The organism is Nostoc sp., assembly GCF_036918245.1.
In the GTDB taxonomy this organism is placed as follows: domain Bacteria; phylum Cyanobacteriota; class Cyanobacteriia; order Cyanobacteriales; family Nostocaceae; genus Nostoc.
Map to the genome: position 1 here is coordinate 86607 of NZ_JBALEF010000022.1, position 22003 is coordinate 108609.

Below are 22003 nucleotides of genomic sequence, written 5' to 3' on the forward strand. Positions count from 1 at the left end.
GATGAGATATTAGCTAATTTAGTCCATCAGATGCTGCTGAACTTGTGAAACTAGTTCATTTGTCCAGTAGTTGGCAAGTTCGGCATTGGCGGCTTCTACCATTACTCTGATGACTGGTTCTGTGCCAGAGGCGCGAACCAAAATTCTGCCGGAATCGCCCATTGCAGCTTCAGCAAGAGCGATCGCTTCTTGCACAGGTTGACAATCTTGCCATCCCAAACGGCGATCGCGATCGACAACTCGCACGTTCTGCAACAATTGTGGATAGGTTTGGAAGCTTTGATCTACTAATTCGCTCAAGGAAACACCTGCCTCTTTCACCAAAGATGCTATGTGTAATGCGGTTAACAAGCCATCCCCAGTCACGGCATAGTGACGGCAAAGAATATGACCTGATTGTTCGCCACCTAACATTGCTCCAGTGCGCTGCATTTCGGCTTGCACGTATTGATCGCCAACTGCGGTACGAATTAAGTTACCACCAATTTGCTGCCAAGCTTTCTCAAAGCCTAAGTTGGCCATGACTGTAGATACAATCAAGTTGTCTGGCAATTGTTGGTTTTGTTGTAAGTGGCGTCCCCACAGGTAGAGAATGTAATCGCCGTTAACTTGCCTGCCTGTATTGTCTACTGCTAAGACGCGATCGGCATCGCCATCGAAGCCAAAGCCGATATCGGCGTTGTGTTCTTGTACCGTTGCTGCCAGAATGTCTAGGTGCGTGGAACCGCAGTTAACATTAATGCGATCGCCATCTGCTTCGTTATGTAAGCAGATTACCTCCGCCCCCATTTGTGTAAATACTGATGGTGCTAACCCAACTGCGGCTCCCCACGCCAAGTCTAAAACAATCTTCATTCCCTGAAGATTTCGGGCAATGTTCAAGGTTTTTTTCAACGCCGAGCTATAATCTTCCACTAACTCCAAACGTGAGTAATGCCGTCCGCAATTACTGACTCTAGTTATTGGTGATATTTTGCCACGCAGTCCCGCTTCTATTTCTGCCTGCAATATTTGCGGTAACTTCCCACCATTGCCACCAAAAATCTTAATCCCATTGTCTTCTGGGGGATTGTGGCTAGCAGAAATCATCACTCCGCCGATGGCATCAGTGACGCTGGTGAGATAGGCAACGCCAGGAGTGGGGCATAATCCCAAATACCAGACTTCTAACCCTGCTGCTGTTAACCCTGCACTCAAAGCCATTGCCAGCATATCGCTGGAGTTTCTAGAGTCCTGTCCGAGAATGACTGGCCCTACTTTAGTCGCATGGTTACGTAAAACAATCCCTGTCCAAAAACCAACTTGCAATGCTAGAGGCGCACTCAGTAATTCTCCGACTCGCCCGCGAATCCCATCTGTGCCAAATAAGGGATTTGCTGGTAATGAGATTAAATTCAGTCCAAAACTGCTCTCAATTCCTTTGCCCAATCCCTCAACTTCAGAAGTAGAACCCCCAGAAATGCCCGATGTCCGAGTTATAGATGAAACCATATTTTTAAACACTCCACACAATCACACTGAAAAATAGCACTTAAGACTTTATTCAGCAATTTTGACATGCTTTTTCTCTTTAGAAATTCATTCTAGATCAAGCTATCCTTACGTAATAATACTGAATTATTCTTTCTTTGATTGTAAATCTTTGATAAAGTCAGTATTGGTTTTTACCTTATCAGTAAAATCTCCACATTTTAGCTAATTATTCCTTTTATGCCCGCAACTTTATTTTTGATTTTTATCTGTTTTAGTTCCCACATTGCAATGCTACCAACCACGAAGTATGTAATAAACATTACTCTGGTTTTATCACAAAAATTTTCACCAAAGCTGAGAACACAAAAAAATCATCAAAATATTGAAATCTAAAGTTCTGTCTTCTTAGCCTCGTTGCTGTGTAAAAAACGACAAAATCATTACAGCTTAAAAAATTTTAATATAAATTCTCATCAAATAGTTTTAAGGTAACGTCTTAATGGCCTTTTTAGCCGTTAGTGAATCAAAACTCCGGCAGTTAACTTTTTAAAGTTGAGAAATTTAGTATGAGCAGCAATTTAGCAACCAAATTACGTGTAGGCACTAAGAAAGCCCACACAATGGCAGAAAATGTAGGTTTTGTCAAGTGCTTTTTAAAAGGAGTAGTGGAAAAAAACTCTTACCGAAAACTTGTTGCTAACTTCTACTTCGTCTACTCAGCGATGGAAGAGGAGATGGAAAAGCACCGCCAGCACCCAATAGTTTCTAAAATTAACTTTCCTCAGTTAAATCGCAAGCATAGCCTAGAGCAAGACCTGAGTTATTACTTTGGTGCAAACTGGAAAGAGCAAATCAAACTATCTCCGGCGGGTGAAGCTTATGTACAGCGCATCCGAGAAATATCTGCTACAGAACCGGAATTGTTAATCGCCCATTCATACACTCGTTACTTAGGTGACTTATCTGGGGGACAAATTCTCAAAAATATTGCTGTAACAGCGATGAATTTGTCTGATGGACAAGGAACAGCCTTTTATGAGTTTCCAGAAATTACTGATGAGAAGGCATTTAAAGCCAAATATCGGCAAATTTTGGATGAATTACCCCTTGACGAGGCGGCAACCGATCGCATCGTTGATGAAGCTAACGCCGCCTTTGGCACGAATATGAAGCTGTTCCAAGAATTGGAAGGTAATTTGATCAAGGCGATCGGTGTAATGCTGTATAATAGCCTCACACGGCGTCGTACACGCGGTAGTACTGAACTCGTTGCTGCTGAGTAATCATCTTGAGATTGCGGAGTATGGTGTGTGGAGTGATAAGTTCAGATAGCCTGATGAAGGATAATTCATAGGTGTTTCTGGCGAAAGAGCGAAAAACGCTCAAAATATTTAGGGGCAATAGCCTTGTGACTGCTTTTGATTCGTGAAAGCAAGCATGGGGAGATTGCCCCTCAATTATGATTGAAAGAGTCAGCTACCTCAGACCTGAATCATTACAGAACTTTTATGTGTCGGCTAAACTGTTCCTCAACAAAATAGCTGCTAGAAAATTCACTTGCAAAAGAAACTTGATGAAAGTGATAATCTAGATTCAGCAAATTATAGACAAGTCTTAAAAAATAATCATCTATCCAGAAATACTACATCAAATAGTGAAATACCATATTTTCCTTCTAACCTGCGATTTAAAGTTTTTAGTAACCAAGACCATTGAGGTTTCAGGGTTGGATCGATGCGGTTCCCAAATACCGGATTAAAAAACTGATTTACTTGAGTTGTTCTCACATCAATCACTTTAGTTAATAAATCTGCTGCTTTGATTGGAGATGAATTAAACCAATAGTTAGCAACCACTAAATTATGTAAATAAGCAACTACAATTTTAGGATTTTCTTTAATGAACTGTGAGCAACAAACAATTCCTCTGATTGATGGAATTCTTAAACTAATTGTTTGAGATAGAGGCAGCTTTCTCACAAAAGCATAAGCTTCTAAAATTGAGGCAAAAGTGTGACAACATACGTAAGCATCTATAGTTTTATTTGCCAAACTCTTACTTGCTCTACGAGGATCTTCATTCACTAATCTGCAATCTTTACTAACATCCATATCATAGAGGTCAAAAACAGTAATGATGAACCTATGGGCATTTGAACCAAATAAGATAGAAATCCGTTTACCTTTTAGATCCTGGATAGTGTTTATAGAAGAATCTTTATGCAAAACAATATTTACATCTTGACCCAAAAGATTATACGAAGCAATCCCAATTAATTTAGAACCAAAACTTAAATCATCAAAGAATTGGCTACCATTATTCAATAGAGAAATATCATCTAAAATACAAATATCTAGTTCTCCCCGCTTCATCTGTCGGTTCATTTGTTCCCCAGAAGCAAAGGGCAGAATTTGTAACTCGAAATCTCGATTAATTTCAATATTTTTGAAAATAGCCTGTTCAAGTGATGATGCTCTCTGTAAATCAGAAATATACTTAGTTCCATATCCAGCAATAAACTGTCCTATGGAATCTCTCTGAATACCTATCCTAAGAACATTTTCTTCTTTGGGAGAACAGCTACCTAAAAATAGATTTACGTTGGGCAAACTTTCTAAGTTATCCGGATCTAGCCTAAAACTTCTTACCAAACCCTCTGCGGATATTAACAATTCACTAAAGCGAGGAACATGAAGATAAATTCCATATTCATTGACATCTTGAATCGGAAAAGTTAGGACTTGGTATTGAGATATTATATCAGCTTGACAAAAGTCGGGTAAAATCGTTAGCTTTTGATTTTTTGAAGCGTAGTTTAGTACATCTGGATAGCTGTGTAGCACCTGTACACCAGTTAATTTGTTCATCAAAAGTTCATTTTTAGATAGTTCCTGATGAACCTCATCTAAAAGTACAACATCAGCCAGATCGATATCATTTATTTTAACTAAGCTATGCTCATTGAGATATTTACTTGCCCCAAAGGATACCAACAGCATTTTATGAGTCTTTAATCTAGTGCAGTGGTGTTCTTCTTTGTATCCAGCGCAACTGTTGAGCAAAAGATCCATTTCTATGAGTTGAGAATTGGAAAAAAATCTGCTATTTTTAACCGCAATCTCTTTAAGATTTCTACCTGGAAAACAAAGCTGAAATCGCTGCAAATATTGTTTGAGCCAGACTTCTAAAATTAAACTAGTAGCCCCCAATATCAAATCTTCGCCCTCAGCGCTAAATGTTGCCTGAAATTCTTCTTGCAGATTTTCTACAGTTTCTACTAGATTAAGTGTCTGGGAAATCAATTTCCTGCCTTTATTAGTCAAGCAGATAGAGCCAGGTGAGCGATTTAGGAGAATTACTCCAAAATAATCCTCTATTTGTTTGACTTTTTTACTAATTAGTGCTTGACTATAACCTAGTTTTTGTGCTGCTTTAGAGAAGCTACCACAGTCATCTACTGCTTTTAAGATTTTGAGGTGATTTAGGGTAATATCTTCGAGTTTAATCTTATTCATGCTAGGTAAGATTTTTAATTACAAGGTAATTAAGCTACTGTGCTGTCTATATTCGGAAATAACTAGTTTGTGGAAGCGAATAGTGTCTTCCAACATAGATTCAAATTTCAGTACTATTAAGTCAACGCCAACAGCTTCATATTCTTTCAGGCGGTTGATAACAGTATAGCGATCGCCAATCAGTTGAGCAGATAAACCGAGATTGGCTTTAATGGTTTGACTGATATCTAGTTTGTTGTGGGCAACTACGTTAGGATCGATTTGCTCTTGGAAGTACTCGATTTGCTGCCAATCGGCAGAACGATAAATCGCTTCTAATCTAGCTTCGGCTTGGGCTGTATGTTCGCCAACGATCGCAAAGGCACTCATTGCTACTTTAATCTGACGACCGTAGCGATCGCTAGCCAATCTTTTCACTTTCTGCACCAATGCTGCCGTTTTTTCTGGTTCATCAGCGTTGATAAATAAATAATCTCCCAAACGAGCCGCTAGGTTAATTGCTCTGTCTGATTCCCCAGCAATGAAAATGGGTGGTGTTGGTGTCGGCTGATCTGCGAGAATACCACCTTTAATGGTGTAGTATTTGCCAACATAATTAAATCCTGCAACTGTCCACAGACCTTTGATTACATCAATGTACTCTGCTAATCGTGCGTAGCGATCGCTGTGAGGTAGCCAGATATCTCCATAGCTTTCTACTTCTAATTTCCACCAACCTGCAATACCACTGAGAGCAAATCTGCCGTTACTAAGCTGATTTTGAATGTTTGCACTCAAATTGGCAACTACCGCAGGCAGTTTAAAACCAGGTTGTACAGCCGCAACAATCTTGATATTCTTGGTGTTCAAACTTGCTAAAGCTGCTGTAATCCAAGCGTCAGCGACATTATAGTTAGGCCCATGAACTGCATTTAAGTAATGTTCAGGAATGTAATAAAAGTCATAACCTAACTCGTCTGCCTGAACTGCCAGCTTTACCAAGTCTTGTGTAGATAAATTAGCTTCATGGTTGACAACCCGCAACCATCCACCACAGACCGGCGACCAAATTCCAAACTGAAGTGGCATAAATATTTTTCCTGTGCTTTTTTTTACGAGGCATTCATTAAATTACGGTAACTACATAGTTTTACCGTAATTTAGTAGTTCACACTACCACATTTATTTCTGCTATGTATAGTTGCAGATGACAGATGAGAAGCATTTATTTATCACGATATGGAATAGTATCGATACTCTGTCGAGTCCTGATTCCTAATTGCTCTGACTGAATTAGGATAATAGCCAGCAGGTATAAAAAATAATTAAATACTCAGAAAAATTGGGCAGTATTCCAAAATGGAATATGGAAATGGAATTTAAGTATATCGAGTCACGACATCAGAAAAATTGTTGTGATAAAGTCTGATTCATTAAAAACTACGGTAGCACAGTCGAGTTATGGTATATTATTGCCATCAAAGAATTGTCTACTTGTAAACTCAAAGTAGTTTGCAACCACTCTCAAGCTTTCGATTTTGACTAAAATTTTGCCCTATCAAGTTTTAGCTGATTTGTTAGCGATCGCAAATTTAGATTTTGTTACTTCACTTGCAAACTTAGACAAATAACCAAGCAAGTTCAATTACAAACGCACAATTATGGTAGATATTAAGTTCGCGTATTGGATTCCCAACGTCAGCGGTGGGTTAGTTGTTAGTAAAATTCCCCAACGCACAGATTGGACTTACGAATATAATGCTCAACTAGCTCAGACGGCTGAAGAAGTTGGATTTGAATATGCTCTAGCACAAGCCAGATTTATCGCTAGCTATGGCGCTGAGTACCAACTAGAGGCACTTACAACTGTGTCGGCCTTGGCTCCAGTCACCAAGAAATTGAAATTGATTGCAGCAGTTCACCCTGGATTGTGGCATCCGGGAGTAGTTGCCAAAATGGGTGCAAGTATTGATTTTCTCTCTAACGGTCGGTTTGCTCTGAATGTAGTTAGCGGCTGGTTCAAAGATGAATTCACTATATATGGTGAACATTGGTTAGACCATGACGAACGCTATCGTCGTTCAGAAGAATTTATCCGCGTTCTCAAAGGTTTGTGGACTGAGGAGGAGTTTCACTTCAAAGGCGACTTTTATCGCATCAACGGTGGTTGGGTGAAGCCTAAACCAATTAATCAGAATCCCCACCCAGAGATATTCCAAGGTGGTAACTCCAAAGCAGCACGGCGGATGGCTGGCCGCGTCTCTGATTGGTATTTCATGAATGGTAACACCATAGAAGGCGTGAAAGAGCAGATTGAAGAAGTGTCTGAATTAGCTCGTCAAGAAGGACGCACAATTAAGTTTGGTTTGAATTCCTTTATCATCGTGCGAGATACGGAAGCAGAAGCGCATGAAGTATTGCGCGATATTATTGCCCAAGCTGATGTAGAGGCGGTGAAAGGATTTGGCGAAGCCGTGAAACAGGCGGGATCTTCTACTCGTGAACGTCAGGGAATGTGGGCGAATTCCAATTTTGAAGACTTGGTGCAGTATAACGATGGCTTCCGATCGGGCTTGATTGGCACGGCTGAACAAGTAGCTGAAAAGATTCGCCAGTTCCATGAAGCGGGAGTCGATCTAATTCTCGGTGGCTTCTTACACTACACAGATGATTTGCCTGCATTTGGTAAGACAGTAATACCGATTGTGCGCGAACTTGAAGCTAATCGTCGGACAGCTGATGAGTTGGTTGGAGTGTAGATTAACAGCAACATACTCTGTAGGAGCGGGTTTTGTGGATTGAAACTGTTGTAGATAACAGCTATATCCGAACGGCACTAAGAAAAACCTAAAGGCTGTCTCATAGTAGTGACGATTATCAGTCACTCAATCACAATCAAGGAGTTTTACTATGACATCAGTAATTAATACTGACCAGAAGGCGCATATTATTGGGGATGACAAAGAAGCGATCGCGATCGCTCACGAATTAGCAGCTGAGTTTGCCAAGGGAGACTCAGAGCGCGACCAAAATCGGCGTTTACCTGCCCAAGAGGTAGAAAAGTTTTCCCAGAGTGGATTGTGGGGAATTACAGTCCCGAAAGAGTATGGCGGTGCTTTTGTATCAAGTGCCACCCTGGCAGAAGTCATTAAAATCATCTCCGAAGCTGATTCTAGCCTCGGTCAAATTCCCCAAAACCACCTCTACATGGTGGAAGCAGTCCGGTTGGATGGTACAGATGAGCAGAAGAAGTTCTTCTTTGATTTAGCTCTACAAGGTAAGCGCTTTGGTAACGCCTTCTCGGAAATTGGCACTAAGTCTGTGACTGATGTCCAAACAAAATTAACACCAGATGGCTCTGACTTCGCACTTAACGGACGCAAATACTACTCTGCTGGGGCACTATTGGCACATTGGGTTCCAGTGATTGCCAGTAATCCAGATGGTAAGACAGTGGTGGCATTTGTCGAAAGAGATGCCGAAGGACTAACCCTACTTGATGATTGGACGAGCTTCGGACAGCGTACCACTGCTAGCGGCACTACCATTATTGAAAATGTGAAAGTTAAGGCAGAACACGTCATTCCGCACTACTTAGCCTTTGAGAGGGCAACACCAATGGGTGCGATCGCGCAAATCATCCAAGCCGCCGTAGACGTGGGAATTGCTAAAGCCGCAGTCCGTGACACCATCCACTTCGTTCGCAAGCATACCCGCCCTTGGGTTGACAGCAATTTAGAAAAAGGGTACGAAGACCCACTGACACTCTATAACTTAGGCAATGTCCAAATTCAGGTTCACGCTTCTGAAGCATTGCTGCGTCGTGCAGGCGAATTTCTTGACATCGCCAACGAGTCAGGCTTAGAAGAACCCAAGGTAGTTGAAGCATCGATCGCAGTTGCTGAAGCCAAAGCCTTAGCCACCGAAGCAGCATTACTAGCTACCAACAAATTGTTTGAGCTAGCAGGTACTAAGTCCACATTGGAGGAATTCAACTACAATCGCCACTGGCGAAATGCCCGCGCTCACACACTCCACGATCCCGTGCGTTGGAAGTACTACGCTGTTGGTAACTACTTCCTCAATGGTGTCTATCCCCCGCGCCATCCTTGGTTGTAATTGCAGCATTCTCTACTGGGGTGAAGCTTTCAGAATTAATATTTACCAGAATGCTTTACCCCTGATAAATCAAACATTATTTAAGTTGGTACTATGATTGATATTACTCAATCAGCAACGCCAAAAATTTTAACGTTGCTGAGATGATTTAAAACGTGAAGGTTGTCCTGACAGTGCCAATTACCGCATCCTGATTGTCATTGTTTTGAGCAGGAGCCGTTATCCAAATTACGCCAGGGGTGATGGCAATGTTATCTGTGAACTGATACTTGTAAAAGCCTTCAATATGTAAGGATAAATCGTTTGCAGGTTCAGGATTACCACCCTGATAAGGTTCTGCACCCACAAGGATACCAGCAAGGTTGCCTTGTTTCCCTAAATCTGGGAATGCCAATCCTAAAGCATAGTACCAAATATCTGCACTACCACTCCCTGCCAGATTTTTGGCGTTAGTGTAACCAAAGAACCCATTCACCGCAAATCGAGGGCTAAATTTATAGAAAGCTTCGACTCCGTAGGACTTGGTAATCGTCCGCTCAAATGGAGTATTGGCTTGAGCTGTTCCGACTAGTGTAAAACCACTACCCAGGTCAAATATTCCTCCCCGATTTTGGTAAGCGTTTACATAAGTCAAACCAATGCCAGAGTTATTGTTGGGGTTCCATGCTATTTGTCCAAATGCGCTATATTGACCATTAAAAAAACCGCTATCTGGCTGAGGATTGGCATGATCTCCTGCTAAGTAAGCCAAGCTCAATACCAATTGGTCACTTAATCGATAATTGAATCCCCCACCTGCACCACCACCAATACGATAGATAGGACTAGAGGAAGCAAATTCTGTCAAAGCGCGACGGCCGCCTGTGGCACTATCCAAATAGGGACTCAGAGTTGGAACAAAATCAAAATATACTCCGTTCACGGCTCCTATATAAGCATCGATTTTGCTGCCAACTGGGAAATAGTAAGAGAGCCAATCTACGGCCAGGTTGTTGTTACTAGGAGCAAGATTGAAGGTTTGCAAACCTTCAGCTGAACCACCAGGAAGCTGCAAAATATTAGTGTTTCCAGTACTTAGACGAGTATATAGAGAGTCTTTACCTGTAAAGCTAGTTTTGAATACAAGGCGAACTCTATCTTGAAAAACTGTGTTATCACCATTAACTGAGCCTTGGAAGGCATTCGTAATTACAAAGATGGCTTCCGCAGAAAGCTTTGTAGTTGTTGAAAACTGATTTGCTTCTAGTTCCGCAGTTCTAGGTTCTAAATTATCAACGCGACCCCGTAGAGTTGCTAGTTCAGCACTAAATTCTTCTTGCAGTCTTTGTAGGGTAGTTAAGTCTTGTTTGGTAACTAAGTCAGATGTAGCTGTTGCAATTAGCTCGTTGATCCGAGATAAACAAGCATTTAAGCCTGCTGCAAATTCATAGCGAGTGATGGCGCGGTTTCCCCGATAAGTACTATTTGGATAGCCCGCAATACATCCATAACGCTCAACTAAAGACTGGAGTGCAAGAAACGCCCAATCAGTTGGTTGTACATCTGAAAACTGAGATACAGAAGTTACCTGAGACATACTATTTGTCTGTTGGACAATTGCATCAGTATTGATTGCAGGAATTTTAGGCGTTTGTGTTATGGTTGTTACCGAAGAATTGTTTCCAAAATTGGTGATGCTTGCGGCGGGCTGCGCGATCGCAATTGGTATATTTGTTTGAGTCTCAGTCCTAGCCACTAAATTCTTGTCTTCAGCATGGGCTGATGTACTGGCTAGCAAAGTAGCCCCCAAAACCATCGATTCTATGAATAAATTATGAAATGAACGATTGAACATTTCTACCACTCCTCATATTTTTGGTTTGAAAAATTTAGTGAAAGCATCAGACATTTCAGTAACTTGTCAAGCTAAAAAATCATGACTAGTCCTGATAATGTTGAATTAATTTAACACTCGAAATTTTTAACTAAGATTGCTACACTTCGAGATATAACCAGATGTATCAGTTAATTTATGGTATTTTTATCTGCATATTCAGTGTAGAAAAAATTTGTTCTCACACAAATAGATTTCTTGCACAAGCTAATCTATTTGACAAGAGAATATCTATCTGTAAAATCACAATATTTTTACAGAATAATCAGATTTTATCGGCAATCAAACATAAACTACTATATAAACATCAAGTTTAAGTAGATTTTGCCTTTAGATTAATAATATTGCATATATATTCTATAAAGACAAGTAGAATAGAAAAAATATTTCAAATTATGATTCGGCTTTCTTCTCGATAAAATATTTTTATGTTGCATTAATAACTTAGATAATTTAGCAAAATTTATTTTATTTTGGCTTGCTTTGTTAGTTAGTATATGCAATACTAGTTTTATAGTGAAATAGTCTTATAAAACTATTTTGAATTCAATTTTTTTTAGCCATTTTTATAGTTACTTCTCAAAATAAGGTTACAGGAGAAGTGGTAAAGTATGCAATTAATCGAAACGAAAGAGTCTCAAAATTATCTCGATCTAGCTAAGTCTTTAGCACAGGAATTTGCCCAAACTGCTGTCGAGCGGGATGCTAAAGGGGGAACGCCAAAGCACGAACGCGATCGCTTGCGCCAAAGTAACTTACTGAAACTGATCATACCCACAGAGTACGGTGGTTTAGGGCAAAGCTGGATTACCGTTCTGCAAATTAGCCGCGAGTTTGCTAAGGTTGATAGTTCCATTGCTCACGTCTTTTCTTACCACCATTTAGGCGTAGTAATTCCGCATATCTTTGGCTCGGCAGAGCAAAAACAGCGATATTACTCAGAAACTATTCACAATAATTGGTTTTGGTGCAATGCCCTCAACCCTTTAGATAAAAGAGCGACTCTGACACCGGAAAATGATTATTTTCGTCTGAACGGAATTAAAAGCTTTTGTTCTGGCTCTCAAGACTCGGATATATTACCGATCGCTGCCATTGATCAAAAAACTGGTGAATTGAATATTTTGGTAATTCCTACCCAACAGCAAGGCGTTACTGTTCATCATGATTGGGATAATATCGGGCAACGCCAAACAGATAGTGGTAGTGTTACTTTTGAGAATGTGTTGGTGTACCCTGACGAAATTCTTGGTAGTAGAGACAAACCCAGTCAACCCTTCAACACTATTCGCGCCTGCTTAACTCAATTGAATCTTGCTAATATCTACTTGGGAATTGCCCAAGGAGCATTTGAGGCTGCTAAAACATATACCGCAACTAATACAAAACCTTGGTTGACATCAGGTGTAGAAAGTGCAACCCAAGATCCTTACATCCTTCAGCACTATGGCAAAATATGGGTTGAACTCCAAGCAGCTAAGAGCTTGACTGAGCAAGCAGGAGAATTATTACAAGCGGCTTGGGAAAAAGAATGGTCACTCACCGCCGAACAACGTGGGGAATGTGCGCTTTGCGTCGCTACTGCCAAAGTTGCAGCGACTAGAGTCGGTTTAGACATTACTAACCGCATTTTTGAAGTTATGGGCGCACGCGCTACTACCGCAAAGTACGGCTTTGATCGCTATTGGCGTAATCTCCGTACGTTCACTCTCCACGATCCGGTAGATTACAAAATTCAAGAGATCGGAAATTGGGCGTTAAATGATGAACTGCCAAAACCTAACTTTTATTCATAGTTATATCGATTATTTCACCAAGGCAAAGGCGCTCATTTTGCCCATCCCACAAGTAGTAGTAATTTATTTGTTAGAAATCCTTTATTCAACGATTAAGTTCTTAAGGGCATCTTGAGCATCAGCGTTTTCTGAATCTATTTGCAGCGCTTGCCGAAAAACTGCTGTGGCCTCTTGTTTTGAGCCATCACCAGATTCACCATAAGAAATTTCTCTGCCAAGTTTGATGTAAAGTTCAGCCATTTGGCGGCGTGGAATCACATTCGTCAACGGCTGATAAAAAGCCATGACAACTAAAGCCTTTTTGCTTGTAAAGTGGCAAATTGATATTTGGGCAGGTGTGATAACTGCCTTCACGAATTTTTACCACCTTCTGGCAGTTTGCCAGGGCTTCATCTAAGTTTCCCTGTTTAGCTAGTAGCTAGTGCTTCATTTACTGTAATAATAATCAGTGGGTTTTGTGGCAACGGCTTGGCGATAAAGAGCGATCTGTTTGTTAGCGATCGTGGCTATTATGTTGTAGCTTGTTAAGGTCTTGTGCTGCGTTTTGATGACCAAGATTCAGTACCCTGATTCCTAATCTAGTCAGGGATCAGGGAGAATATAAACAGCACAATTGATTAAATAATGGCAACAAAAATTCCTGTCACAGTAATTACAGGCTTCTTAGGTAGTGGAAAAACCAGCCTAATTCGCCACCTGCTACAAAACAACCAAGGACGCCGCATTGCCGTTTTAGTCAATGAATTTGGCGAACTCGGTATTGATGGCGAATTGTTAAAATCCTGTCAAGTTTGCCCGGAAGATGGTGAGGGCGACACTAATATCTTTGAATTAACTAACGGCTGCTTATGCTGCACCGTGCAGGAAGAGTTTTACCCGATGATGCAAGAGTTAATCAAGCGGCGGGATAGCATCGACTGCATTTTGATTGAAACCTCTGGTTTAGCCTTGCCAAAACCACTGGTGAAGGCTTTTCGCTGGCAAGAAATTCGCAACGCCGCCACTGTGGATGCAGTGATTACTGTAGTAGATTGCGCGGCGGTAGCAGCAGGAACATTTGCTAGCGATCCAGAAGCGATCGCAGCCCAGCGACAAGCAGATGATAATCTAGAACACGAAACACCCTTGCGAGAACTGTTTGAAGACCAACTTGCTTGTGCAGACTTGGTAGTGTTGAATAAAATTGACTTGGTAGATGTCGAGACAAAAGCCAGAGTTGAGGAATTGATTAAGCAAGAGTTGCCCAGAGTGGTGAAGATTGTCGAGAGCGACCGTTCTCAACTAGACGCATCTATATTATTAGGATTCCAAGCCGCAGTCGAAGACAATTTAGATTCTCGTCCTAGTCATCACGATACTGAAGAAGACCACAATCACGATGAAGAAATTACTTCAGCTAATTTAATTTTGGATCGTACCTTTGATCCAGAAAAGCTGCAACAACAGTTGCAAACATTGGTACAACAACAAGAAATTTACCGGATTAAAGGCTTTGTCGCAGTGCCAAATAAATCCATGCGCTTGGTGATGCAAGGTGTGGGAACCCGATTTGATAAATTTTACGATCGCCCTTGGAAACCAGAAGAGGCTAGGCAAACGCGCTTAGTTTTCATCGGGCGTGATTTGAAGTCTTCAGAAATCGAATCACAGCTTGTAGCTTTATAAGTTAGGAGTTAGGAGTTAAGTAGAACTAATACACTGTGGCGGAAGTTTGCCTACCTTTAACAAGTAAATTTTGCCATTGTCTATCGATTATTACGCGGCTTAGAACAACTTATATCATGTCCGCTTGATTACTTATTAAACCCGAAGAACCCCAAAGAGCCAAAGCTACGCTTCGTCTCCCCTCCCGAAGAGCGGGGAGGGGATTAAGGGGAGCCAGTGCGTTGGGCGGGCAATGCCCGACTTGTTCGCGTAGCGTCTCCCCTTGGGAGAAGCACCTGGCGTGTGGGGTGTAATGACTAGGGGAATCATAATTAATTATGCGGACATGATATTATAATGGTAAATTTATTCCGCTATTGTGTATTAGTTAATTCAAAATCAAAAAGAATACTAATAACTAAAAGCTCCGAATTTTTTACTCTCAACTTAACTTATAACTCCTAACTCCTAATTTAAACCCTCACCCTTCACTTTACAAAGATATGACAATTTCTCAACTATTTAACGTTGCCAATCTTTTGGTATTGCCATTTTGGGCGTTGATGATTTTATTGCCGAACTGGAAAGTCACACGGTGGATAATGTCATCATATCTACCCTTTGTGGTGTTAGCAGGAACATATTTATATTTGTTTATTAACAGCATTACCCCAGAAAATGCTCAAGCTTTATCGAATCCTCAATTAGCTGATATTGCACGGTTTTTTGCAGATGAAACCGCTGCGGCAACAGGTTGGATTCATTTTTTAGTGATGGATTTATTCGTCGGTCGGTGGATTTATTGGGAAGGACAGAAAACAGGTATTTGGACAATTCACTCTCTGGCTCTATCTTTGTTTGCTGGGCCTTTGGGATTACTGTCTCACATCTTGACTGACTGGATTACTAAGACATTTTTTCCAAAGTTTCAACAGAATGAAGGGGTGACGGTAGGAGAAAAAGCGGCGTCATAATTTGCCACATAATAGGGTAACACAGCTGTGCTACCCTACTATTACCAATTACCTGATTTTAAAATCATTAAGCGTTGTCGTGTCTATAGTCGGCATCTAACCAACAGCGCGGTAGAACTTCACCTGAAGGAAAAACGAGATTTTCTTTTTTAAAAGTCTCAGGTTCCTGTTCTTCTTGACCTTCTTGGTCTTTTGCCTTAACAACATCAGTATTCGGGTCAAGTAATTCCTGAATTTCAACAATTTTTACCAATTCGCCACTATCTTTGACTTGTAAAAGCATAGAAATTGCCTCAATGAGTTTGCATGGAAGTTCAAAGCGAGTCTCAAGATAAACTCGCTCAAATCTTAACCGATTTTGAACGCGGAGATTCCTTAATTATTAAAGGAAATTTTTATCGTATATCCACAGATAAATTATACGAGATTGATCTATGTGTATCTGTGGAGTTCATTTTTATAAAATAGACACAGAAAACCTATCCCTCATTCCAAAGCTAAAATCGAATCAGGGCATGCTGATTAATAAAATTGTCAAACTCAGATAATCTTGGTTGTAGAGATTAGATTTCGCGTTGATATTTTTCTAAAATATCAACTAATGTTACTTGGCATTGCAGTGGCAGTAAATCGATTAAAGGAAGTTCGCTTCTACCGCCGCCAATTTTTACTGTAATTGATTTCAAGACTTTTAAAACTTGATCTTCACTTACATTGTTGGAAGTAATTAAGGGATACAACTGTTCAGCAACAAGGGTGTGCAGTTTGGCATTAGATAAATAAAGATGCCATTTGGCAATGTCTATGTAGACATTTTCGCCAATTTCAGCTGCTAGGGCTTCCAGTAGTTCTGTGGTGTTAGTCTTTGCCATAAAAATAACCCTACGTTAAGAAAGAGTGCGAAATCTCAGGCTTTTTTACATTATTGCTCAATTAATAGGCTGATTCTACTACCACAGGTTACAATCGCCCCAGCATCAGCAGTCCGTCTTCAGGTGGATTTAGGTGGAGTTTCGCTGTAATTAGCGATCGCACTAATATAAATCAGATGCACTAATACTATTCCTGTCCAACTTAAAGTCACCCAAGGCAGCCACTCCCAGGTAGTGCTTTTCAAGATGTGAAAAAACCACAAGCCAGAATTAATCGTAGCAGCGATCGCTACATGCATGGCAAAATTCATCCGGTCATCGATCTTGCGGTAATCAGGGTCTTTGCGATCGGGTTTGCGAGGCCAACGAGGAGGCATAAATATTTGTTACAGATTTAAATACACCCTATTCATTCTAAGGTTTTTGGGGCATTCATGTGGCGCATATAGGCTCAATGCCTATTCTTCCTGTGTTTAACGGTTGTAGCTGTCGATTAACACGATATTTGTCGTCGTTAACAAATTATTTGTCCTAGTTTCTTAGTGACTGTAATCCTTACGCTTATTGCTCTGGCGGGGAATAATCTCCTGATTTCCCACCACTCTTACTTATTAAACGAATTGATTCAATTTGAATCGACTTTTCTAAAGCTTTTGCCATATCGTATAACGTCAGCGCAGCTACAGAAGCGGCAGTTAAGGCTTCCATCTCTACACCAGTTTCAGCTTTGGTTTTGACTGTGGCTTGAATTTGATAACCCGGTAGTTGGGGATCGGGTATGATTTCGACTGCGATTTTTTGCAAAGGCAACGGATGACACAGGGGAATTAAACTGGCTGTTTGCTTGGCTGCCATAATCCCAGCCAATCTTGCAGTTGCTAACACATCCCCTTTTGGGACATTTCCGGCTTGAATGGCAGCGAAGGTGGCTGGCAGCATTCGCACCTTAGCCGCTGCTACTGCTTGGCGAATGGTGGGTGCTTTATCAGACACATCAACCATCTGTGCCTGTCCTTGGGGATCTAGATGGGTTAAGTTGGCAAAATTAGATGGAAAATTATCTTGCGCCATTTGGTTAGAACGTGTTAATATAGATTGTCGATGAGGGCGTGTAGCTCAGTGGACTAGAGCACGTGGCTACGGACCACGGTGTCGGGGGTTCGAATCCCTCCTCGCCCGTTTTTAAAAAGTTAAGAGTTGAAAGTTAGGAGTGATGAGTTAAATTTCATCACTCCTAACTTTTAAGTTTTTCAAGGCGTAGGCATCTGGAGCTAGACCTAGTGCAAAGCGCAGTGAGTTGGATAGGTTTTTGCTCGAATGGGTGAGGAAGAGGATAAGTGCTAAAGAAGTGATCGCAGCACCGTAGCCAAACATATCGCGGTAGCCTACAAGTTCTGCGATAATACCCAAAATAGGAGCAGCGATCGCAATTCCCAAATCAAGTCCAGCTATACATATAGCAAAAATTTTCCCCCGTTCTTGCGGCAGTGAACGGTCTGCCATCATGGTAATCATCATCGAGATCAGTGTACCACCACCAGCACCTTCAGCGATCGCAGCCAGTAAGAAAACGATCGCATTGTAAGCTTGCCACAGCAATATTAACGCCAAAACGTAGCAGAAAATCCCAAAAGTAATAAACAAACCACGCCCGAAGCGATCGCTTGCCTTACCAGCAAATACCCTGATACTAAAACTAGAAATTGCCGCAGCTGTAAAAAATAGTCCACCATTGAAGTCCACCTCAGTGGATTTGAGGAACAACGACACAAAGGTATGTACAGCACCGAGAGACAAACCAACCAGTAACATAACTATAGTTGGAATTCTCACCCGTGGACTGGCCAAAATTTGCCAAAATTTGCGATCCTCTTCCTCTGTCTGCTCCTGCGTTTGTACTGGCGGATTCGTAACTTGTACAATCCCCAACAGGGCGACAAAACCCAATTCGGCAGATAACAGAAATAATATCCCGTAACCACTTGTAGCTTCTAAATACCCACCCAAAGCAGGGCCAATTGCTAAACCAAGGGGAGTTGCTAAGGTCATATACCCAATGATTTCACCACGAGTCTCAGCAGGCGCTAAATCTGCGACTAAGGCACTGTAGCCAGTGGTAAAAGCAGCAACACTAATGCCGTGAAAAATCCGCACCAGGATCAACAGCCCAAGAGATCGGGTTGCCAAGTAACCAAAGGGTGCGATCGCAGCTACGATCGTACCAATCAATAAGACAATTTTGCGACCACGTTCATCGGCTAATCTTCCCAGCATCGGGCGAGATAGCAATAACCCAATGGCAAAACTGCCCATGACGATCCCAATTTCTTGCTTGCTTGCGCCCACATCATCAATGTAAAGCGGTAGGGTTGGTAAAAGCGAAGATATGCTCGACCAGAATAATAAACCTGCCGTAAATAAAATCAGCAGGTTGCGCCGCAGTTCGGCGTCAAAGGTATTAAATGCTTTCAAGGTAGATGCAACTTAATGAGTTTTTTGTCCAAAGTCCAATTGTCTAGAGTCAACCAAATATTTACTCTTAATTATTTACTAATGACCAATGACCAATGACTAATGACTACCATTGTTACGTTACTTAACATTTTTTGCTACTACCTCTCGCACACGATAGATAGGCCGTCCTTGGGATTCGTGGTATGTACGCATGAGCAATTCTGCTAAAAGTCCGAAGCAAAACAACTGCACTCCTGTTAGTAGCAGGAGAACTGCTAAAATCAGCAAAGGGCGATTGCCAATCATTTCACCTAAAGCCAATTTGACGAAAGTCAAGTAAATTCCGATCGCAGTCCCCGAAAACATTGAAATCAAGCCCAAAAGCCCAAAAACGTGCATCGGACGGGTGAGGAATTTTTTCATAAACAGAATGGTTAACAAATCCATCAATACCCGGAATGTCCGCCAAATTCCATATTTACTACGGCCAAAGCGGCGGGCGTGATGACGTACAGGTATTTCAGTAATTCTAGCTCCTTCAATGTACGCCAAAGCAGGTAAAAATCGGTGTAATTCCCCGTAGAGATTCATATCTGCCAATAGTTCTGAACGATAGGCTTTCAGCGAACAACCATAGTCATGAATATTCACGCTAGTGGTGCGGCGAATTAGCCAATTGGCAATTTTGGAAGGAAGTAACCGATTTACGGCACCATCTTGGCGTTTTTGCCGCCAACCACTCACCAAATCATAACCCTGATCCAGCTTTGCTAATAACATGGGGATATCAGCTGGATCATTCTGGAGATCGGCATCTAAAGTGACAATCGCTTTACCGACTGCATAATAAAATCCAGCAGCCATCGCCGCAGTTTGTCCGTAGTTACGACGCAAAATCACCGCCTTTAAATCAGTGCGGATTTGCGCCTGTTCTTTGAGAAAATCCCCAGAACCATCTGTAGAACCATCATCCACACAAATGATTTCATAATTTACCTGACTAGAAGATAAAGTAGAGGCGATCGCTTCTAGTAAAAGTGGCAAACTCTCCACCTCGTCATGTATTGGTACTACCACTGAAACATCGGGGACAATTGCAGAAATCACCCCATTTTCCTCACTACTCCTTTCGGAAACCAACCCACTCCTCATAAGTCTCAGCGCCCTCAGCGTCTCTGTGGTTCGTAACTCTTAAAAACTCTACCAGCACCTCGCAGCTGCTGATAGTATGACTGACTAACCGCATCTCCCTGTTCCGAGAGAATATCAATTCCGATCCCATTCCGTCCCTGCTCTTTCCCAGAACTATGGATATAATAACCATCTGCCAAATAAAGCCCGACATGGGTGGCTTTTTGGCTAGTTCCAAAAAATACCAGATCCCCGGCTACTAATTCTGCAATCGTAATTGGTTGAGTGAATCCTTCCTGTTGATAGGCATCTCTAGGTAGCCAAATACCCACCGAAGCAAACGCCGCCTGCATTAACCCAGAACAGTCATAATTTGGCCCAACCGTACCACCCCAAAGGTAATAATTTGATTGTTGCATTGCTTTTTGGGTAAAGGCGATAATCTCTGCTAGGAGTTTTTTAATCTCCGATTCAGAAAATGTTGCAGCCTGATAAGGTACAGTAGCAGATCGTAATGAATCAAATTCTGAAAGGTATACCCATCCTGGATAGTCATCTTCACATAAATACACCTCAACCGTTAAATTTTGATGATTTGATGTTACCCACAAATGTCTCCCAGATGCAGCTTGAGTTGCTAAACGCGTACATTCAGGAGAATCATATAAATTCAGATCAGCTAAACACTGATACTCCCCTGATTTTGGATTTTGGATTTTGGATTTTAGATTAAAGGACATTATCAGAGAATGATTTTTTTTAATAAAGACGAACAACTCGAAAATCTTGGGTTAGGCATTTTAGATGCAACTTGGGCAGCATTTGAGACGTTAGCACGTAACCAAATTGCCTTGACTTGGGTTGTTTACGATCCACCGGTGCGAGTAAATACTGGTGGGGCGCTGACTCCCAACGCTTTTTGGGATCACCCAGTTCGTGGTTTCACTTATCGCGGTGTTGAGCGGATTTATCCTGCTAGTGTAGTCAAGCTATTTTACCTGGTGGCGGTAAACGAATGGCTAGAAAAAGGCATGAGTCAAACCTCCAAGGAGTTGGAGCGAGCTTTGCGGGATATGATTGTCGATTCTAGTAACGATGCTACCAGCTTGGTTGTGGATATTTTGAGTGGCACTACATCAGGGCCACAATTACCAACCGGGCCCTTTGAAACCTGGAAATATCAGCGTAATATTGTTAACCGCTATTACCAATCTTTGGGTTGGGAAGAAATGGAGACGATTAACGTCTGTCAAAAAACTTGGAGTGATGGCGCTTATGGACGAGAACGGGCATTTGTGGGAGAGTTACTGGAAAATCGCAATATGTTGACAACAAATGCGATCGCTAGGTTACTGCATAGTATTGTAGGTGGAGTGGCGGTTTCAAGTGGGCGATCGCAAGCCATGATGGCTTTACTCAAACGGACTCTTAACGATTTGCCCACTGACAGAGAGGAAGATCAGGTAGCAGGTTTTTTAGGCGGTGGACTCCCTGAAAATGCTCAAATTTGGTCAAAGGCGGGTTGGACAAGTCAAGTTCACCATGATGCCGCGTATATTGAATTACCAGAACAGCGCCCTTACCTCTTAGTGGTATTTACTGAAGGTAAAGCCCAGGCTAAGAGTCGGGATATTTTGCCCTTTGTTTCTAAACTAGTTGCCGAAGCGATCGCTAGTCTATGATCTACTCTCCTTATCTACGAGAGGCTACGCGTTCGCGCAGCCTCTCGTAGAGAATAGAACGAAAGGAGTTACGTTAAACAGGTAACTTTTACGGAGTTCAAATACTCATTAATGGAGTTCAAAGGCTCATTAATGGAGTTCAACTACTCATTAATGGAGTTCAACTACTCATTAATGGAGTTTAAATACTCATTAATGGAGTTCAAATACTCATTAATGGAGTTCAAATACTCATTAATGGAGTTCAAATACTCATTAATGGAGTTCAAATACTCATTAATGAGGTTTACAGCTATTTTTAAGTAAATTAACCACATCTTTTTTGGATATAAGACGCCGTAGGGACGCACAGATGTGCATTGGTGTCAACTTAAGTTTAAACGCTTATACCACACGCATTTTACCCCACCCCTCAATCCCCTCCCCTTGCGAAGGGGAGGGGAAGTTTTGGCTTTAGACAAAACTGGGGTGGGGTGACGCGGATAGTCATG

General features: G+C 41.5%; 19 protein-coding genes, 1 tRNA gene and 1 pseudogene. 8 read left to right on the forward strand and 13 right to left on the reverse strand.

From position 1 onward, the window contains the following. Window positions 1-18: 18 nt before the first annotated feature. Window positions 19-1491: a phosphoglucosamine mutase gene (gene glmM / locus V7L12_RS05265; protein ID WP_335082737.1), complete on the reverse strand. Its 1473-nt coding sequence runs from the start codon at window positions 1489-1491 to the stop codon at window positions 19-21. 548 nt (window positions 1492-2039) lie between these two features. On the opposite strand from glmM, the gene V7L12_RS05270 reads away from it, so the two are divergent. Continuing rightward, window positions 2040-2756 (forward strand): biliverdin-producing heme oxygenase, encoded by a 717-nt coding sequence (locus tag V7L12_RS05270; RefSeq protein WP_335082739.1) that lies wholly within the window; start codon window positions 2040-2042, stop codon window positions 2754-2756. A 342-nt stretch (window positions 2757-3098) separates the two neighbouring features. Here V7L12_RS05270 and V7L12_RS05275 read toward each other — a convergent pair whose 3' ends face one another. The 3 genes and pseudogenes from V7L12_RS05275 to V7L12_RS05285 form a co-directional block, all read right to left on the reverse strand. Then, entirely contained in the window at window positions 3099-4796 is a 1698-nt protein-coding gene (locus tag V7L12_RS05275) for an ABC transporter substrate-binding protein (protein WP_335082777.1), read from the reverse strand. 42 nt (window positions 4797-4838) lie between these two features. Further along, window positions 4839-4988, reverse strand: a pseudogene (locus tag V7L12_RS05280) (helix-turn-helix domain-containing protein); the annotation flags it as partial. An 18-nt stretch (window positions 4989-5006) separates the two neighbouring features. Further along, window positions 5007-6056, reverse strand: coding sequence for an LLM class flavin-dependent oxidoreductase (locus tag V7L12_RS05285; RefSeq protein WP_335082741.1), 1050 nt, complete (start codon window positions 6054-6056; stop codon window positions 5007-5009). Between the two features lie 572 nt (window positions 6057-6628). Between V7L12_RS05285 and sfnG the strand changes: the two genes are divergently transcribed. Together sfnG and V7L12_RS05295 are read left to right on the forward strand one after the other, a co-directional pair. Next, window positions 6629-7726, forward strand: coding sequence for a dimethylsulfone monooxygenase SfnG (sfnG, locus tag V7L12_RS05290; RefSeq protein WP_335082743.1), 1098 nt, complete (start codon window positions 6629-6631; stop codon window positions 7724-7726). A gap of 151 nt (window positions 7727-7877) precedes the next feature. Beyond that, window positions 7878-9086 carry an SfnB family sulfur acquisition oxidoreductase gene (locus V7L12_RS05295; protein ID WP_335082745.1) on the forward strand — a complete coding sequence of 403 codons (1209 nt, stop codon included), beginning with the start codon at window positions 7878-7880 and terminating at the stop codon, window positions 9084-9086. A 148-nt stretch (window positions 9087-9234) separates the two neighbouring features. On the opposite strand, the gene V7L12_RS05300 is transcribed toward V7L12_RS05295, so the two are convergent. Continuing rightward, the gene (locus V7L12_RS05300; RefSeq protein ID WP_335082747.1) at window positions 9235-10920 is read right to left on the reverse strand and encodes an iron uptake porin; all 1686 of its coding nucleotides are present in this window, start codon (window positions 10918-10920) and stop codon (window positions 9235-9237) included. Between the two features lie 650 nt (window positions 10921-11570). Between V7L12_RS05300 and V7L12_RS05305 the strand changes: the two genes are divergently transcribed. Continuing rightward, a complete protein-coding gene (locus V7L12_RS05305; protein ID WP_335082749.1) occupies window positions 11571-12755 on the forward strand; it encodes an acyl-CoA dehydrogenase family protein in 1185 nt (394 codons plus the stop codon). Between the two features lie 81 nt (window positions 12756-12836). Here V7L12_RS05305 and V7L12_RS05310 read toward each other — a convergent pair whose 3' ends face one another. After that, on the reverse strand, window positions 12837-13109 hold the full coding sequence (locus V7L12_RS05310) for a hypothetical protein (RefSeq protein WP_335082751.1): 273 nt from the start codon (window positions 13107-13109) through the stop codon (window positions 12837-12839). A gap of 270 nt (window positions 13110-13379) precedes the next feature. Here V7L12_RS05310 and cobW point away from each other — a divergent pair, with 270 nt between their 5' ends. Together cobW and V7L12_RS05320 are read left to right on the forward strand one after the other, a co-directional pair. After that, window positions 13380-14420 carry a cobalamin biosynthesis protein CobW gene (gene cobW, locus V7L12_RS05315; RefSeq protein WP_335082753.1) on the forward strand — a complete coding sequence of 347 codons (1041 nt, stop codon included), beginning with the start codon at window positions 13380-13382 and terminating at the stop codon, window positions 14418-14420. Window positions 14421-14902: 482 nt separating this feature from the next. Then, a complete protein-coding gene (locus V7L12_RS05320; RefSeq protein WP_335082755.1) occupies window positions 14903-15373 on the forward strand; it encodes an ABA4-like family protein in 471 nt (156 codons plus the stop codon). 67 nt (window positions 15374-15440) lie between these two features. Here the strand turns inward: V7L12_RS05320 and V7L12_RS05325 are convergent, their stop codons facing one another. The 4 genes from V7L12_RS05325 to moaC form a co-directional block, all read right to left on the reverse strand. After that, the gene (locus V7L12_RS05325; protein ID WP_334823528.1) at window positions 15441-15656 is read right to left on the reverse strand and encodes an acetyltransferase; all 216 of its coding nucleotides are present in this window, start codon (window positions 15654-15656) and stop codon (window positions 15441-15443) included. A gap of 280 nt (window positions 15657-15936) precedes the next feature. Continuing rightward, window positions 15937-16245, reverse strand: coding sequence for a DUF3181 family protein (locus V7L12_RS05330; protein WP_094352809.1), 309 nt, complete (start codon window positions 16243-16245; stop codon window positions 15937-15939). Between the two features lie 119 nt (window positions 16246-16364). Then, a complete protein-coding gene (locus V7L12_RS05335) occupies window positions 16365-16622 on the reverse strand; it encodes a hypothetical protein (RefSeq protein WP_335082757.1) in 258 nt (85 codons plus the stop codon). Between the two features lie 184 nt (window positions 16623-16806). After that, entirely contained in the window at window positions 16807-17316 is a 510-nt protein-coding gene (gene moaC / locus V7L12_RS05340; RefSeq protein WP_334823524.1) for a cyclic pyranopterin monophosphate synthase MoaC, read from the reverse strand. Window positions 17317-17350: 34 nt separating this feature from the next. On the opposite strand from moaC, the gene V7L12_RS05345 reads away from it, so the two are divergent. Then, window positions 17351-17424: transfer RNA gene (locus V7L12_RS05345), tRNA-Arg, on the forward strand. A gap of 39 nt (window positions 17425-17463) precedes the next feature. Here the strand turns inward: V7L12_RS05345 and V7L12_RS05350 are convergent. The 3 genes from V7L12_RS05350 to V7L12_RS05360 form a co-directional block, all read right to left on the reverse strand. Beyond that, window positions 17464-18717 (reverse strand): MFS transporter, encoded by a 1254-nt coding sequence (locus V7L12_RS05350; protein WP_335082759.1) that lies wholly within the window; start codon window positions 18715-18717, stop codon window positions 17464-17466. 120 nt (window positions 18718-18837) lie between these two features. Beyond that, window positions 18838-19851 carry a glycosyltransferase family 2 protein gene (locus V7L12_RS05355; RefSeq protein WP_335082761.1) on the reverse strand — a complete coding sequence of 338 codons (1014 nt, stop codon included), beginning with the start codon at window positions 19849-19851 and terminating at the stop codon, window positions 18838-18840. 14 nt (window positions 19852-19865) lie between these two features. Then, the gene (locus tag V7L12_RS05360; RefSeq protein ID WP_335082763.1) at window positions 19866-20570 is read right to left on the reverse strand and encodes a C40 family peptidase; all 705 of its coding nucleotides are present in this window, start codon (window positions 20568-20570) and stop codon (window positions 19866-19868) included. 9 nt (window positions 20571-20579) lie between these two features. Between V7L12_RS05360 and V7L12_RS05365 the strand changes: the two genes are divergently transcribed. Beyond that, window positions 20580-21512 carry a serine hydrolase gene (locus V7L12_RS05365; protein ID WP_334823516.1) on the forward strand — a complete coding sequence of 311 codons (933 nt, stop codon included), beginning with the start codon at window positions 20580-20582 and terminating at the stop codon, window positions 21510-21512. The last annotated feature ends 491 nt before the right edge of the window (window positions 21513-22003 follow it).